The organism is Methanobacterium sp. (assembly GCA_030017655.1).
Taxonomy (GTDB): domain Archaea; phylum Methanobacteriota; class Methanobacteria; order Methanobacteriales; family Methanobacteriaceae; genus Methanobacterium_D.
This window is the reverse complement of record JASEIM010000004.1, coordinates 1-15,928: the sequence shown is the minus strand read 5'-3', so window position 1 is coordinate 15,928 and position 15,928 is coordinate 1. Positions and strand designations below refer to the sequence as shown.

Here is a 15,928-nt window from a genome sequence, read left to right as displayed (position 1 = left end):
TAAAATTTTATACATAGCTTTTTCCTAATCTTTTTTTATTAATGGATAAATTTTAATATATGATGATTTAAAAAAAATATTGTTCTTTTTAAATAATTTGAAAATGATCCAAAAAAATTTTAATGTGTTTTAGAAATGAGAATTGTTGTATATCATGCAGAAGAATGTGATCGTAAGAAATGCACCACAGTTAAACTTGGAAAAAAGGGAAAAGTTAAAGTAGTTACAAAATTAAATCAAGTACCTACCGGTGCAATTGTACTGGATCCATATTCTCAAAAAGCATTATCTGTTGAAGATAGAGAGACAATTATTGAAAAAGGACTTGTAGGGCTTGATTGTTCATGGAAAAGGCTGGATAAAGTCCCTTTTAGGTTAAAAACAGGGAAAAATAGCAGATCATTGCCTTTTCTTATAGCTGCAAATCCAACCAATTATGGAAAGCCATGCATACTATCAACTGCTGAGGCAATTGCAGCAAGTTTTTATATAATTGGGTTTAAAGATATTGCTATTGACATTATGTCCCAGTTCAAATGGGGCCCTCATTTTCTAAAGCTCAATGAAGAGCTATTAGAAGCATACTCTAAAGCTAAAAGCAGTTTAGAAGTTGTAGAAATTCAAAATGAATTTTTAGAGTGATATATATTCTAAACTGTATAAAATTAAGTTAAATAATTATATAAGGAGGCTATTATATGGCTAGATTTGAAGAAGCAGAAAATAGAATATTCAATATCAAAATATGCTTAAAATGTAACGCAAGAAACCCCCCTACTGCAAAAACATGCAGGAAATGTGGTTACAAGGGTCTAAGACCGAAAGCTAAAGAACCAAGAGGATAGATAAATCCTCTAAATAATATTTTGGAGGTTTAACCTCCCCCTTTATATTTATAACGTTTATAATAATGATTTTTTCTATCCTGTGATAAAATGAAGGTTGAAAATTACATTAAAAATACATTAAAAGACCACAAAATACACTTAACACTTTTAGATCCTGAAGAGCAAAGTCCTGAAAAGGCAGTTAAAATCGCACAGGAAGCTGTTTCTGGAGGTACTGATGGAATAATGCTCGGTGGATCTACCACACAGTCTGATGAGCTTGATTCAACTGCAAAAGCATTGCAGGAGAATATTGATGTTCCAATTATTCTTTTTCCAGGTAACATCACTGGCGTAAGCAAACATGCTGATGCGATTTTTTTCATGAGTCTTCTAAACTCAACAAATCCCTACTGGATAATTGGCGCACAAGCATTAGGCGCTCCGAACATTAAAAAAATAGGGATTGAAACTTTACCAATGGGTTATATTGTTGTTGAGCCAGGAGGAACTGTTGGATGGGTTGGAGATGCAAAGTTAATACCTAGAAGCAAACCAGATATTGCTGTTGCCTATGCAATGGCTGCAGAATGCCTTGGAATGAAATTAATCTATCTTGAAGCCGGTTCTGGTGCAGCAAATCATATTCCCGAGGAAATGATTGCAGCAGTCAAAAAAATGACCAATTTGGTTGTAATTGTTGGCGGGGGAATACGTGATGGTGAGACAGCAGCCAGTGTTGCAAAAGCTGGAGCAGATATTGTTGTAACAGGTACCGTCGTTGAAGACTGTTCTGATATTAAAAATAAGATAGAAGAGCTTGTTGAAGGCGTTAGATCTGTTTAAAATATCTAAATTTTTTATTTTTAACATTTAATTTTATAATTTTAGTTTTTTAAGACTTTTTATACCTTTTCCAAGTGAATTTTTATTTAATTTTGAATAAAATTAAATAATTTAAACAATATAATAAAAACGGTGAAAAATCATGGTAGAAGGCACTTGCGAAGTAGAAGGATATGATATGGTTTCAAGGGAACTTAAAGAAAGACTCGGCTTAAGTAAATCCCCCGTAGCAATAAAATTTATTTTAAGAGAAGAAGACATACCCAAAGAGATTGAAAAAATAAAAGAAAACATAAGGCACTGTGAGATGGTTCAAAAAGCAGCGCAGGGAGAAACATTTTATGCAACCGCTGAAGAACAGATGTGTAAAGGCGGGGCATCTGCAATTGGTCTTATGGAAACCCCAGAAAAGATAAAAACTGGTGAATTTTATCAGAGCCTGGGTAGATTCTCAAGTCTCGGCTCTGCAAAGCGTACAATGGAAAGTATCCCTAAAATTGATCCTATGATGAAAGCTATCATCTATGCACCCTTAGAAAACATTAAATTTGATCCTGATGTGATTGTAGTTATCTGTAACCCTGCTCAGGCACTTAAACTTGCTCAGGCAATGGTTTACACTCGTGGTGGTAGGGTAGAAGCAAGTTTTTCAGGAATTCAATCCTTATGTGCCGACGCTGTGGCCGGTCCCTTTGTTAACAATACCGCAAATATTACCCTTGGATGCAGTGGTTCAAGGCAGTATGCTGATATAAAAGAAGATGAAGTAATTGTGGGAATGAACGGCGAAAATATAGGATGCGTTGTAACAGCACTTATATCCATGAAATAAAACCTTCTTCAACACATTATTAAATCTAAAGGAGTGATTATAGATGGTGCAATCAAAAATATATGAAGTTATAGATGAAGTCAATGATCTGGAAAAGAAGATGGCAGATTATGTGGAAAGGGGAGAATTTAACGATCAATTAGTAGCAAAATGGGTATTAGATACCGTTAAAATCATCGGAAGACTTGGAAAAGCAATTGAAGAAGTAGAAGACCGTTTAGATCTCCTTGAAGAGGAAACTGAAAACAAGAAATTCTAAAAACTCCCCTTATTTATTTTTTATTTTAAGTTAATTCTCCTGTTTTTATTTTATAAATCACTTTCTCTTACAATTTTCAGATAATCATCATATCTGTTGATATTTATTAGCTCCAGATCGTTTAAAGATTGAACTCCATATAAAATAATTCCATCATTAACCATTTCCCGCAAAATAGGATTTAAATTATCCTCTTTTCCAACCAAATATTTCATTAGAATGTTTTTATGGCATGCAAATGGCATTCCCAGGCCCTTAGCAGAATCCAGATATCCTGTTTTTCCCCTTGCAAGAATCGAAACCGTGTTTTCTGGATCTTTGCTTTCAAAAACCCCTTTGATTAAATTTCTAAGTGTTTCAGCTGATATTGTGGGTTGATCTGCAGCAACACAAAGACAGTAATCCGATTTAATTTTATTTACTCCATTCAATAGAGATTCAGATAATTCAACATTATTTTCAGGATTTTTAACCACCCTAACTCTTTCATCATCAAATTCATCAATCACTACGGTTATTTCATCGCTGAAATGCCCTAAAACAATAACACAATCTTCTACATTAGCATTAAGAGTGTTTTTTAGAGTTTGAAGTATTACAGGCATTCCATGCAAATCAAGGAGTAATTTATGTCGTATCTCCATTCCACGGGCTTTAAAATCTTCTCTCATTCGTCTGTTTTTGCCCGCTGCTGTTATAACTGCTGAAACCATTCCAATCACTCAAAATGTATTTAAGAGAAAAATAAAAAGGAAAATAAATTTCCTATTGAGGTATGTATTCTATGACTTCTGCATGTATGCTCATGCCAGGACCTGATCCGCTTGTCCACATTACTATTTTAACCGGATAGTCCTTGGTATTTGTGACCTTCACATCCACTGCAGGATTAAATCCAAATAGTACTGCATATTCTCCCCATGTAAGGCCAGTTGGAAGTCCAAATCCTGCTTCAGATACTGCACCTCTTAATGCTCTTGCTGCAGGGCAAACACCATGAGAAGCCCATCCTCCAGGAGCATGGGGGTCAATAGATCTTCCAAACCCTACAGTTTCTTTACCTGAAGAAGTAGAATGTGGCGGAATTATGGTTCCATCCCATGCATCTACAAATGCTCGTGAATTTTGCTCCCTTATTGCATCATTGTACTCAGGAAAAGATCCAAGTGAATCTCCATTACTTCCACTGACTTTTTCAGTAACAGGTCCCATATATACAAGTATTGGCGATCCTGAGGGGTAATTTTTCATATAATCTATTATTCTACTTCCAAATAAAGTTTCTATATCTTCTGGTGCAACTGTATTCCTTCCATCGTTGAAATTAGCAATAGCATAACCCAGAGTTATACTTTTACCCACTTCAGCATTGTTGTACCATTTTTTAACGTTGTTTACATTTACATAATCATGAGGAATTGTATCATTACTTATCTGGTCATATGGCACTATTTTTATGGTTCTATTTCCTTCTACAATTTCCAGACCGTCTTTTGTTTTAATTCCAAACATATAAGGTATTTTTTTTCCATAAACAAAAGTTCCCGGTGGAGTTACAGTCAATTTCCCCCCTTTAACTTCTAAAATTCCCGGACCATTAAAACCCTGTGCAACTCCACTTTTTGAAATACTTCCTGATGTAATTCTTCCAATTGGAGTTTTAACTGTTCCAGTTATTATTGCATCGAAAAAGTCAATGAATCTCATATCTTCAATATAATCTCTAAGATATCCGGGGTCATAAAGTATAGGTACTTTTCTGATTTTTTTCCCATCTACAACCGTAGTTCCTGCCAGTACTGTGTCTCCTACATTCATCGAGGTGATTTCTGTTGGACCCTGCTGCGGGTAATAATCTTCTATTGCATTTCCAAATGGATACATGGCCAGTGCCACTAAAAAAAGAACAACGATGCTAATTTTTGAATTTTCCAAGAATTTCTGCAGAATATTTAACTCCCCCTTCTCCGATCACTAATATTATATCATCTTTATCAGCCACTTCAATGGCTTTTTCCAAACTTTCTTTAACCTGTTCCCTGCTTGCCCCAAGTGTTCCAATTTTAGAATTTTTTTTACTTAAATCTGTTAAAATCACCTGAGAATCAGTTTCAATCTCCATTAATGCCTTTCTACTTGCATTGGATGCTACTACTATAACATCAACATCTTTTAATATATTTGCTATTTCAATATCTCCATTAATCCCACTTTCCGAAGATATGGTATTAACAACAATTAGTTTTGAATTTACCGATTTTTCAAGACGCAATGCCTGGATTATGGCTTTAACACCTGCAGGATTATGGGCAAAATCAACTATAACCCTTTTACCCATATTAAACTCCTGAAATCTACCGTTAACCCCTTCAAAACTTTCAATACCCCTTACAATATTATCAAAATCAACATTTAAAGCCATTGCCCCACATGCTGCAGCAAGGGCATTATAGATGTTGTGAATACCTCTATTTTTCAGTTTAATTTTGGCTTTATTTGAACCCATAACCAGTGTAAATTGATCATCTTTAATATCACGAGCTCTAACATGGAGAGGTGGACGTTTAAAACCACAATCACATTCATATATACCAAGATGACCCAGATAATGCTTTAGATATTTTAAATCATTCTTACATACTGGACAATTTCTTTCTTCAGGATATGCATTAATATCAATATTCAAATCATCTATACCAAAAAATAAGCTATTTTCGGGTTTTTTTCCAAGACACGCAACTACAGGATCATCAGCATTAAAAATCAATAAATCAGCGGATTCGATCATTTCGCCCTTACATTTGATATAATCCGAAAATTTACCTGAATTACTTAAATGGTCCTGAGATATATTGGTTATAATCCCTATATCAACTTGAGAGTTCATTGCTGATTTTTTTATTTCATTAGGGTTTCCAAAGGTACCTATCTCTAAAACAGCGATATCTCCATCTAGTCTTGCTTGAAGAGGCGGTATTAAATCTGTATTTCCCTGTATATTGAGTTTATGTTCTGGAATTTTCTGTCCTGCGCCCTTTAGGATATGTTTAAGCATCCATGTTGTTGTTGTCTTTCCATTTGTTCCAGTTATCCCAACAACAGGCTTATTAACATCGCATATGCTCAGAACTTCATCAACACTTATTATGGGGGCTTTAGTGGAATTTTTTATTTTTTCAATTAAGTTAGAATTATTTAGTAAACTTGGAGCCAGAACGATGATATCTGCATCTTTTAAAAGATCTTCATTGTGCTCCCCAAGATTAAGAGATATTCCTTCTTTTTTAAGGGTTTCTATTTGAGGACTATCGGTTGAAAGATCTGATACAATCACATCTGCACCGTTATCTTTTAAAACCCTTGCCATTAAGCTGCCTACAGTTCCACAGCCGCCGATGACAATAACTCTTGGATTTTTCTTCTTAATAAAATTAGACTTCATTTTAATCGGACAGTGAATTTTAAGCTGTTTCTTTCTTATAAGTGGCTATGCCTTCTTTAATGTCTGATTTCACTTTTTCATAGGCATTAACAACACCAGGACCAATATGGATTATGGTATCTTTTTTGTCTGCAATCTTTAAGGCTTTAACTATTGAATCTACCACGCTGGTTGTTTTATGTGTTTCTGTTTCTGCAGCTCCTTTAACCACTTCTTCAGCAGCTTTTTCATTTATTTCTTCTGTTGTTTCGTTTTTTGCACTTGCAATTACTATATCTGCATATTTTCCAAGTATTTCGCCTATTTTATATTTATCACGAATTGTAAGAGTATCAGGATTATCTATGGATATTATCAACTTTCCTTCAAGCTCCATACCCTCAAAAAGGCGTTCCATGGCCTCAGGGTTATGTGCAGCATCCATAAATATGTTTACCTCATTAACTGTATCAATTTTTTCAAAACGTCCATTTACTCCAGGGAAACTCTCTATTTTATTCTTTATATATCCTATATCAAACCCTAAAGCAATATCTGTAGCAAAAACCGCTAAAGCATTTTCTATATTGCACATTCCCGGTACTTTAAGTTTTATGTCTACTGTGCATGGTTCCCGGTATACTCTTTCAAAATTATCACAGTCACAGCACATTTGACCGCAGTTTTTACATATTATGGTGGGTATTTTTTGAGTTTTAATGGTGAATTCAGAGCCATAAAGTCCTTTAAGCTTTATATTTTCAGCTAAAATATCATAGTTTATATTATATTTGTGAGAATAAGTTCTACCTTCATTAACAATTTCTCTTGGCTCATTAAGTCCATAATATATTACTTCTTCATTAAATTTAGGAGATAATCTACTTATAATTGGGTCATCCCCATTAGCGATTAAAACCCCGTTTTTATGGAGTAAATCCTTTATAGATACATTTCTTTCCACATATTCTTCATATGAATTAAATTCATCCATATGGTCTGGTGTAAGATTGGTTAAAATACCTATGCATATCTCTAAACCATCTACCATTCTTATTGTGCCGTGTGGAAGTTCAAATACTGCAAAATCCTTACTTTTCATTTTATTTTCCACTACAAAATCCACCAGACCTTCAATAACCAGGGAATCCTCCAGGGAAGAGAAAAGTAGTGTGTCATACCTATCAGATAAAGTGTAATTGGCCATATTTGTGGTGGTGGTTTTTCCATCTGTTCCAGCTATACCTATCATAGGAATTTTTATCAGGGAATTAATCATTTTTCCTATATCTCTTGTATTTATTTCGTCTATTTCATAGTTTTCTTCACATTCACCGATAAATTTCCTGATTTCAGAATTTTTAGGCACACTTGGAGAAATGAAAACTACATCTGCCCACATTGCGTGTTCATTCATATGAGAACCAAGTTCTACAGCAACTCCTTTCTGCATTAAATCTTCAATCTTTCTTTTGGCTTTTTTTGGAAGTTCTTCGAATTCTTTAATATCCGAAATAATGACTTCATTACCTAAATGATTTAAAAGATGTGCTGCAGGTCTTCCTGCATTTCCAGCACCAACAATGAGTACTTTTTTATTTCTAATGACATTATCATCTTTTGATATCCTTTTTAGTGCTTTTTGCATCTCTATGAGTTTACTCTGACCATTTCCACCTATGAAAATGTTCTTATATATCTCACTGCATTCCAATGCAAAATTAAGTACAGAATCAGTGTCTTTTATTATCTTTATCTCACCAGTATAACCTTCATCTTTTAATTTTTTAAATGCAATACCTGTTGTATCCTCAAGACCGGGGAAAAGTACTACAATATCCGGATCTGCCCTTGCAACTTCTCCTAAAATGTCAAATCGGCATATTTCATTTTCTCTTGGTGTGCCGATAATTGCTACATCAAAGTCCAGCTCATTAAAAACTGCTGATGCTGCATTTAGATTATCGGTTTTTCCAACTACAAAATTACATCCAGAAATGTCTATAGTTGCTGTCCTTCCTTTCACTCCCTTGAAATTTTCCAGTGCGTCGTTAATTGCGTCTTCTGGAATTTCTAAAATATTTGCAACTGTTGCTGCGGCTGCAGCATTTTGTAGATTAAATTCGCCGAATAATTTAAGATCTCTATGTCCATTCCCAAAAAAGAAGGTTTGAAGAGGGTAATCTCCCATTTTTGACAAAATTTTATCCTTTTCATTTAATACTGCTATTTTTCCCTCTATAAATTTGCCCAGAGAGGCTTTATAATTATCAATGGAATTATGGAAGTCCATATGATCCATTCCCATGTTAGTTACAACCACGAGATCAAAATCAAATGCATATGAACAAAAATCAAGGGTCATATCACATACTTCTACTACAATAACGTCGTATTTTTGTTTTGAAGATTCTAATATAAGTTTTGTATACCCCTGAAATCCTCCACCTGCATTTCCACCAACAAGGACGTTGAGACCTGCTTTTTCAAGTATCTCTTTTATCATAAAGCATGTTGTTGTTTTACCATTGGTACCTGTAACGCCTATTGTAAAAACAGTTTTATGATCTGCTAAAATATCAGATAAGAATTTTTTACTTGATCTTAATTTTTCTCCGATTTTACTGCCCCATAAACTCGGACTTAAAACCACTGCGTCTGCAGAATTTATTTTTTCAAAATCATGATACCCAAAATCAACATCTACAGCCACATTACAGTTCAATTCCATGTTTTTTTGCATATCAGAAGCGTAAACTTTATATCCATAATTAATAAGAGATTTAACGGCATTTCTGCCTTCAGTTCCTAATCCAACCACTGCAATTTTCATATTACCTACCGATATTAATATAATCTTAAAGGTTATTATGATTTATTTTAATAATGACTTTTAAAATAGATTTATAATAAAGATATTTAACTGTAACGCTTATTTTTACCAAGTAAACTATTTTGATGTCATTTTTTTAATAAATTCATATAATGAACCACGATTTTATTATTATTTAAATCTATCTTTTTAAGCATTAAATTAACTCAATAATCCCAATATTCCAAATAATTTAAGTACATTGATATTAATTTAGTCAATAATAATAATAAATCTTTTGATGGTATTACTATGAAGATACAATCAATATACCAAATAAAGATAGTGATAATTATAATTCACACCATATAAATGTTTTAATTCATGATATGGGAATTCTATGCAAAAAAATAAAAATACAATTTTAATTTATTTCAGTGATTGTCAATCAACTGCACCCACCATAATGTGTCAATAATATTTTTAAAAACAGAAAAGATAATGAATAATGAACATATTCAAATTTAAAACCTAAATATGCTTTAAATTCAATTTAATATTGATTAGGATAGCTAAATCTTCCTTTAAAATAATTAAGGCATTCATTAAAATATAATAAAAATATAAACAGCAATTATTTAAAATGCAACAGACAATATCTTACTAAAATAAAAATTTCTCAAATATAAAATTATCAGATACATCCAAATTCCAATTATGTAATAAAAGAATCGTTAATACATTGAATTATTCAAGGTGACATGATGAAAAACCTATCCAAAGAAATAGTTGAACGCATTGAAAACATTGCAAGACCCGTAAAAATAATGCATGTATGCGGATCCCATGAACACACAATAATGCAGCATGGAATAAGATCACTAATTCCAAAAGAAGTAGAAGTAGTGGCCGGCCCTGGCTGTCCAGTCTGCTGTGTGCCTTCCATAGAAGTAGATGAATGTTTATATCTTGCAAGAGAAGGAGTTACTATTGCAACATTTGGAGATATGCTTAGAGTTCCAGGAACAACAGGGACATTAGCTGATGCCAAGGCAGAAGGAGCAGACGTGCGAATAGTTTATGGCGTGAATAACGCAGTCGAAATAGCTGAAAAAATTGACAATGAAGTTGTATTCATGGCTGCAGGCTTTGAAACCACCGCACCTACCACAGCATCTGAAATAGTTGCAGGCCCACCTGAAAACCTGTCATTCCTATCCTGTCATAGATTAATTCCCCCTGCATTGAAATTTCTGATTGAATCTGGTGAAGTAAATTTGAATGCCCTTATAGAACCAGGACACGTTTCAACAATAATTGGAACAAAGCCTTATGAAGAATTTTCACAAAAGTATGGTATTCCACAAGTTGTAGCAGGATTCAATCCCTTTGACATATTAATTTCAATATACATGATATTAAAACAGCTTGATGAGGGAAAAGCCGTAGTTCAAAATGAATATAAGAGGGCTGTAAAAGAAGAGGGTAATGTTAAAGCTCAAGAGCTCATGGATGAAGTATTTTATATTAAAGATAAAGAATGGAGAGGTTTCCCTGAGATTCCGGATTCGACCTATGAAATAAGAGATGAATTTTCAAGCACTAATGCCAGAGAAAGATTTGATATTCAAGTAGAACAGGGCGAAAAGGTTCCTACAGGATGTATATGCGGCCCAATTTTGAGAGGTGTTGCAAGACCGGAAGAATGTGCTCTATTTAAAACTCAGTGCAATCCAATGAATCCAATTGGGGCATGTATGGTAAGTAAAGAAGGAACATGTAATATTGCTTATCGCTATGGCTCAACTTTTTAAAAATACCTTTAAAACATCATTTTAGAGGAAAAAGTTCAATATAAATTTAGTAATTATGCTTTTTTACCAAAAAAATCAATGATCTTATATTACAGATGAATGAAAGTTTAAATTTTTAGGAGTAATGTTGTTAATGAAGGCAATTGCGGTAGATATAGATGGTACAATTACCGACAAAAATAGGAAGATATGCATAAATGCAATAAAGGCCATCAGAAAAGCAGAAGATAAAGGTTATCCTGTCATTTTAGTGACCGGAAATGTGCTCTGCGCAGCCAAGATGGTGGCGGTGATGGTAGGTACTTCCGGTGGAATTGTAAGTGAAAATGGTGGATTCATTCAAACAAGAAAAAAAAATTTAATTCTTGGAGACATTGAAAAATGCAAACCTGCATATGACTTTCTTAAATCAAAACATCATGTAGAAAAAACTGAATTTTCAAATATTAGAATGTCAGAAATTGCAATAGTAAGGAACATTGACGTTAATATTGTAAAAGAAACCGTTAAAAACTTCGATGTTGAAGTCTACGATACTAAATTTGCAATACACCTTACAGATCCTGAGGTTAACAAGGGAAAATCACTGAAAATCGTTGCCAGAGATATGGGAATTACGCTCGATGAAATAATGGCAATTGGTGACAGCGAAAACGATCTAGAATTTCTTGAAGTTGCAGGGTTTAAAGTAGCCGTTGCCAATGCAGATGAAGAGCTCAAAGAAAATACTGATTATATAACCAAGAAACCATATGGTGATGGGGCCGCGGAAGCAATAGAGAAATTTATTTTATAGTAAAGTGTTCTTTGTATAAATTGGAGGTTGAAGGAAATCTATGAATTTAGAAAAATAAAGGCATTTTTCTAACCTGAGGAAATTGAGCTTATAAACACAAAGTGTTTGTGCTCCTAATTCTACGAATTTCGAGAGTCCCTCGGCCACAAAATTGTAAATTTTATATGCTCCCAAAAATTCTTTGAATTTTTGAGGGATTTTGGAGGTTTTAAATGAAGAATATTGGATATGATGCATTGAATCTTGCATTAAAAAATTCTGATTCTGCTGAAGTATATGTGGAAAGAGAAAAAAATATTGATGTAGATATTCAAAATAATGAAATTAAATTCGCAAAAGAAACATTTACCTATGGAATTAGTGTAAGAGTAATTATTGAAGGAAAGATGGGATTTTCTTACACTACAAATACCGATAAAATCGAAGAAACCGTTGAAAATGCCATATTTAATGCAAAATCCAATGTAGCTGATGAAAACTTCAATTTTGCCCAAAAATCAAAGTATAGTAGCGTCAGAGGGATTTATGATAAAAAAGTTGAGTCGCTCCAGATTGAAGACTTTATAGAATTTGCAAAAACAATGATAAATACAGTTGAAGATGCAAAATGCGAACCAACTTCTGGAGGGTTTTCTGCAGGCTATGGAGAAAGTTTAATCTTAAATTCTAATGATGTTGAATGTATGGACAAATCCTCCATGTTTTCTGGCTTTATTGCTGTGAATGCTGAAGAAAATGGAGAAATATCTACTGCTTATGAGGGAAAATCCTCAAGAAATTACGATATAGATCCAGTATGGATTGCAGAGAATGCTTCCAATATTGCAAAAAATTCATTAAACGGCCAGCCAGTAGAAACCAGAGATATGGATGTCTTATTAGATCACCATGCAGCTTCAGGTCTTCTTGGAACTTTTGTTAACGCCGTAAATGCAGATAATGTGCAAAGGGGAAGATCCATTTTTGCAAATGAAATTGGTAATGAAGTCGTAACACCTTCCTTAAGCATTTATGATGATGGAACATACGAAAGAGGGCTTAGTTCCTCAATAAGTGACGGAGAAGGAACCGCAAGTCAAAAAACACCGGTTATTGAGGATGGAATTCTTAAAAATTTCCTTTATGACATATATACTGCAAGAAAAGTGAATGCTCAAAGTACAGGTAACGGCATGCGAGCTTCTTTTGCAGATATGCCTGCTGTGGGCTTAAGTAATTTTATTTTAGAATTCAATGACTTGATTGATACTTCTGAAATTAAGGATGGAATAATTGTAACAGATGTTCTTGGAGCGCACACTGCCAACCCAATTTCCGGTGATTTTTCAGTAGAAGCAAATAACGCTTTTAAAATAGAAAATGGAGAAATTACTACTCCTGTTAAAAAAGCAATGCTATCTGGAAATATATTTAATCTGATGAAAGATGCATCGGGAACTTCTGGAGAAATACGTCAAATGGGACCATTTGTTATTCCTCGCATCATAGCAAGAAGTTTAAGGGTTGTAGGATAACAAATTCTTTTTTTTAACAATTTTTTCTTAAATAACTTTCAAAAATCAACATCTGATTTTATTCTAAAGTGCTGATAAAATTAATTTTGAGTTTTTAATATTGTGCATACTTAAAAATTGTATAGTAGTAAAACCAAATTTATATACATGTGGAGAATAGATCGTCCAGATCCCCTGAATATCACTGGAAGTAATCTGGTAGCAAAAGAACTTTCAACTTATTTAGAAATCATGTTAAATACCAGACTTTCAAGGTCAAAAGTCGCCAAGATGATGGAAGTAGATAAAAATGAAGATCTATGGGTAGCTCATGAGAATATAAGGGAAAAATTCAATGAAAAGTATAACAAATTAGTTTTAAAAGACCTTAAAAAGCCTGATTTTTCATATCTTGATTTAAAAGTTAAAATTGCTGAAAAAATCTTTGAAAACTGCTATTTTTGTGAAATAAGATGTTATATTAACAGAAACGTTGACATAGGAGTATGTAATGTTTCAAAACCAAAAATAGCGTCTGAGTTCATGCATATGGGAGAAGAAGCCCCACTTGTTCCCAGCCATACCATATTCTTTGCCGGGTGCAACTTTGAATGTATCTACTGCCAGAACTGGGATATCAGCCAGTCTGCCAATAAAGGGATGGAAATTGAAGAAGGAAAACTGGCAAAAATAATTGATTTAAGACGGAAGGAAGGTTCAAGGAATGTAAACTTTGTTGGGGGCGATCCAACACCTAATTTATTATATATTCTAAAAACAATGAATCTAAGCAAAGAAAACGTCCCTGTAGTCTGGAACAGCAATTTTTATATGAGCAAAGATACTATGAAACTTCTTGATGGCTTTGCTGACCTCTATTTAAGCGATTTCAAATATGGACCATCTGATTGCGCACAAAGGCTTTCAGGGGTTCCTGATTACTGGAACATTGTGACAAGAAATCATAAAATGGCAAAAGAATCTGGAGATATGATTATAAGGCATCTTGTACTTCCAAATCACGTAGAATGCTGCTCAAAGCCTATTTTAAAGTGGATAAAGGATAATTTGGGGGAGAATACAGTTGTAAATATTATGGGCCAGTACAGGCCTGTTTACAGGGCAGCAGAATGCAAAGAGATCGCTAAATATCCTGATCCTGAAGAAATTAAAGAAGCAAGAAATTATGCAAAAGGAATAGGTTTAATAAATTTAATCTGATTCCCAACTTTTCGCCCTACTTCTTTTTTAATTTTTAAAATTTTTAATTTTGTATTCTTTTATTTAATTAGAAATTGGTATATTAAAAGAATAAAAAGAATAATTAAACTATATCATACAATTGATAAATATTCTAATTACAATCATTCCAAACATAATAATCGCTGCTTAATTAATAAAGTTAATTAAAATTTTTAAAATCCCAAATAACTGATTTTAACTCAAATAAAACGTTGAAATGTTTTATTTAATGATTATACTTATAATAGTTACATTACAAAAGTAATGTAAATGCTCTTTTTTGCTAAATAAGATTTTACATAAGCTGATTTGTTAAAAATACTAACTAAAAGGACTCATCCAAAAAATCATATTTCAATAACCTCATAGCTTGTCCTAAATCAAAAAAAGAGTCCATTTAGCGCCCTTTTTTTGAATTAAAACCAAAAGATTTATATGGTATAGTGTATTAATTAGTGCCAGCCCATAGTAAAACTCTGACTGAGTTTTTCGAAAATTGGGAATCGGAGGCGGTATAATTACGAGGAAATTGCTTTTTGCAGTCCTATTAATATCCAGTCTATCTCTGTCTGGTATAGCTGGCGTAAGCGCAGTAGATGATGGGACTACACAAACACAGACTGATTATAATAGTACTGTGGAAAAAAAAGCCAATATAGAAATAGATAATGTATATAATGTAAATAAATCGGCTAAAACGCAAAATTCAGCCGATAAAGAAGTAAAAACAGTAAACAATAAATGTACTTCTACAGCAAGTATCAAAACTAATCAAACTAAACAGAATATAAATTTTACATCAAGTGAATGTTCAAACAGCCAAAATTCGGCAAGTACAGAAACAAATACACAAAATGCAGTTTCAAATGCAGATAGTAACAATCAAAATTCAGTGAATACATCTCCAAATACAGTAAACGATGCTAACAGTACTCAAAAACAAGAAGCTGCTGCTGGAGAAGTAAAAACTGCAAGTGCTGATCAAACAGTGACTTCAACCAGTTTTACTGTTGATCAGATTAAAGACGCTGCAGCCAGAGTTAAATCATACATTGAAACCAATCACAGACTTCCAAATTATGTGACTATTGGTACAACTCAGGTACAAATGCCTGATTTCTTGAAGCTACTTACTGCAGGATTACTACAGGTAAACAGCGGAGCAACAACTCCAATAACACTCAAAAACGTAAATACCCCAACAGAACCAACAGAAAGCATTAAAAGTGGGAGTATAACTAAAGCAAGTTATCTTGATCTTGCTAAAAGAGTTAATTCCTTCATCGATGCAAATGGTGTTTTACCAAACTACGCAACCAGTACTCTTGGTAAATTAAATTATAACTCTATGATTTACATGTTTTCCAAGATACTGAACTTCCAGAAAACAAACAATCGATTACCAAGCTATGTAACAGTGGCTCCATGGAGCACAATTTCTCAAAGTACTGCGAGCACTGTAGTGCCAGCAGAGTTACAGAAATACCTCTCAGCAACTGCAAACTGTCAGGTAACCAATGCACAAATTAAGGCACTGGCAGCAAAAATAACAAGCGGTAAAACTACCACATATGCGAAAGCAGTGG

General features: G+C 33.5%; 14 protein-coding genes. 10 read left to right on the top strand and 4 right to left on the bottom strand.

Annotated features, from left to right (window positions below):
- The first annotated feature begins 135 nt into the window (after positions 1-135).
- The 5 genes from QMD61_02900 (at position 136) to QMD61_02880 (ending at position 2,764) form a co-directional block, all read left to right on the top strand.
- A complete protein-coding gene (locus tag QMD61_02900; protein ID MDI6723576.1) occupies positions 136-642 on the top strand; it encodes a DUF367 family protein in 507 nt (168 codons plus the stop codon).
- A gap of 56 nt (positions 643-698) precedes the next feature.
- A complete protein-coding gene (locus tag QMD61_02895; protein ID MDI6723575.1) occupies positions 699-845 on the top strand; it encodes a 50S ribosomal protein L40e in 147 nt (48 codons plus the stop codon).
- Between the two features lie 90 nt (positions 846-935).
- Positions 936-1,673 carry a geranylgeranylglyceryl/heptaprenylglyceryl phosphate synthase gene (locus QMD61_02890; protein ID MDI6723574.1) on the top strand — a complete coding sequence of 246 codons (738 nt, stop codon included), beginning with the start codon at positions 936-938 and terminating at the stop codon, positions 1,671-1,673.
- A gap of 142 nt (positions 1,674-1,815) precedes the next feature.
- Positions 1,816-2,505 carry a DUF169 domain-containing protein gene (locus QMD61_02885; protein ID MDI6723573.1) on the top strand — a complete coding sequence of 230 codons (690 nt, stop codon included), beginning with the start codon at positions 1,816-1,818 and terminating at the stop codon, positions 2,503-2,505.
- A gap of 43 nt (positions 2,506-2,548) precedes the next feature.
- Positions 2,549-2,764 carry a hypothetical protein gene (locus QMD61_02880; GenBank protein ID MDI6723572.1) on the top strand — a complete coding sequence of 72 codons (216 nt, stop codon included), beginning with the start codon at positions 2,549-2,551 and terminating at the stop codon, positions 2,762-2,764.
- Between the two features lie 50 nt (positions 2,765-2,814).
- On the opposite strand, the gene QMD61_02875 is transcribed toward QMD61_02880, so the two are convergent.
- The 4 genes from QMD61_02875 to QMD61_02860 are packed head-to-tail and all read right to left on the bottom strand — an operon-like array spanning position 2,815 to position 9,018.
- The gene (locus QMD61_02875) at positions 2,815-3,477 is read right to left on the bottom strand and encodes an NTP transferase domain-containing protein (protein MDI6723571.1); all 663 of its coding nucleotides are present in this window, start codon (positions 3,475-3,477) and stop codon (positions 2,815-2,817) included.
- A 52-nt stretch (positions 3,478-3,529) separates the two neighbouring features.
- Positions 3,530-4,699 (bottom strand): hypothetical protein, encoded by a 1,170-nt coding sequence (locus QMD61_02870; protein MDI6723570.1) that lies wholly within the window; start codon positions 4,697-4,699, stop codon positions 3,530-3,532.
- Entirely contained in the window at positions 4,680-6,206 is a 1,527-nt protein-coding gene (locus QMD61_02865; GenBank protein ID MDI6723569.1) for a Mur ligase family protein, read from the bottom strand. Before QMD61_02865 ends, QMD61_02870 begins: the two co-directional genes overlap by 20 nt.
- Before the next feature lie 19 nt (positions 6,207-6,225).
- On the bottom strand, positions 6,226-9,018 hold the full coding sequence (locus tag QMD61_02860; GenBank protein MDI6723568.1) for a Mur ligase family protein: 2,793 nt from the start codon (positions 9,016-9,018) through the stop codon (positions 6,226-6,228).
- Between the two features lie 743 nt (positions 9,019-9,761).
- On the opposite strand from QMD61_02860, the gene hypD reads away from it, so the two are divergent.
- From hypD to QMD61_02835, 5 genes are all read left to right on the top strand, one after another.
- Complete coding sequence (gene hypD, locus QMD61_02855) at positions 9,762-10,811, top strand: hydrogenase formation protein HypD (protein ID MDI6723567.1); 1,050 nt, start codon at positions 9,762-9,764, stop codon at positions 10,809-10,811.
- A 133-nt stretch (positions 10,812-10,944) separates the two neighbouring features.
- Positions 10,945-11,607: a phosphoglycolate phosphatase gene (locus tag QMD61_02850; protein MDI6723566.1), complete on the top strand. Its 663-nt coding sequence runs from the start codon at positions 10,945-10,947 to the stop codon at positions 11,605-11,607.
- A 212-nt stretch (positions 11,608-11,819) separates the two neighbouring features.
- On the top strand, positions 11,820-13,121 hold the full coding sequence (locus QMD61_02845) for a TldD/PmbA family protein (protein ID MDI6723565.1): 1,302 nt from the start codon (positions 11,820-11,822) through the stop codon (positions 13,119-13,121).
- Positions 13,122-13,268: 147 nt separating this feature from the next.
- The gene (locus tag QMD61_02840; GenBank protein ID MDI6723564.1) at positions 13,269-14,321 is read left to right on the top strand and encodes a radical SAM protein; all 1,053 of its coding nucleotides are present in this window, start codon (positions 13,269-13,271) and stop codon (positions 14,319-14,321) included.
- 517 nt (positions 14,322-14,838) lie between these two features.
- Positions 14,839-15,928 (top strand): pseudomurein-binding repeat-containing protein (locus QMD61_02835; GenBank protein MDI6723563.1); only part of this gene is annotated, 1,090 nt, incomplete at its 3' end.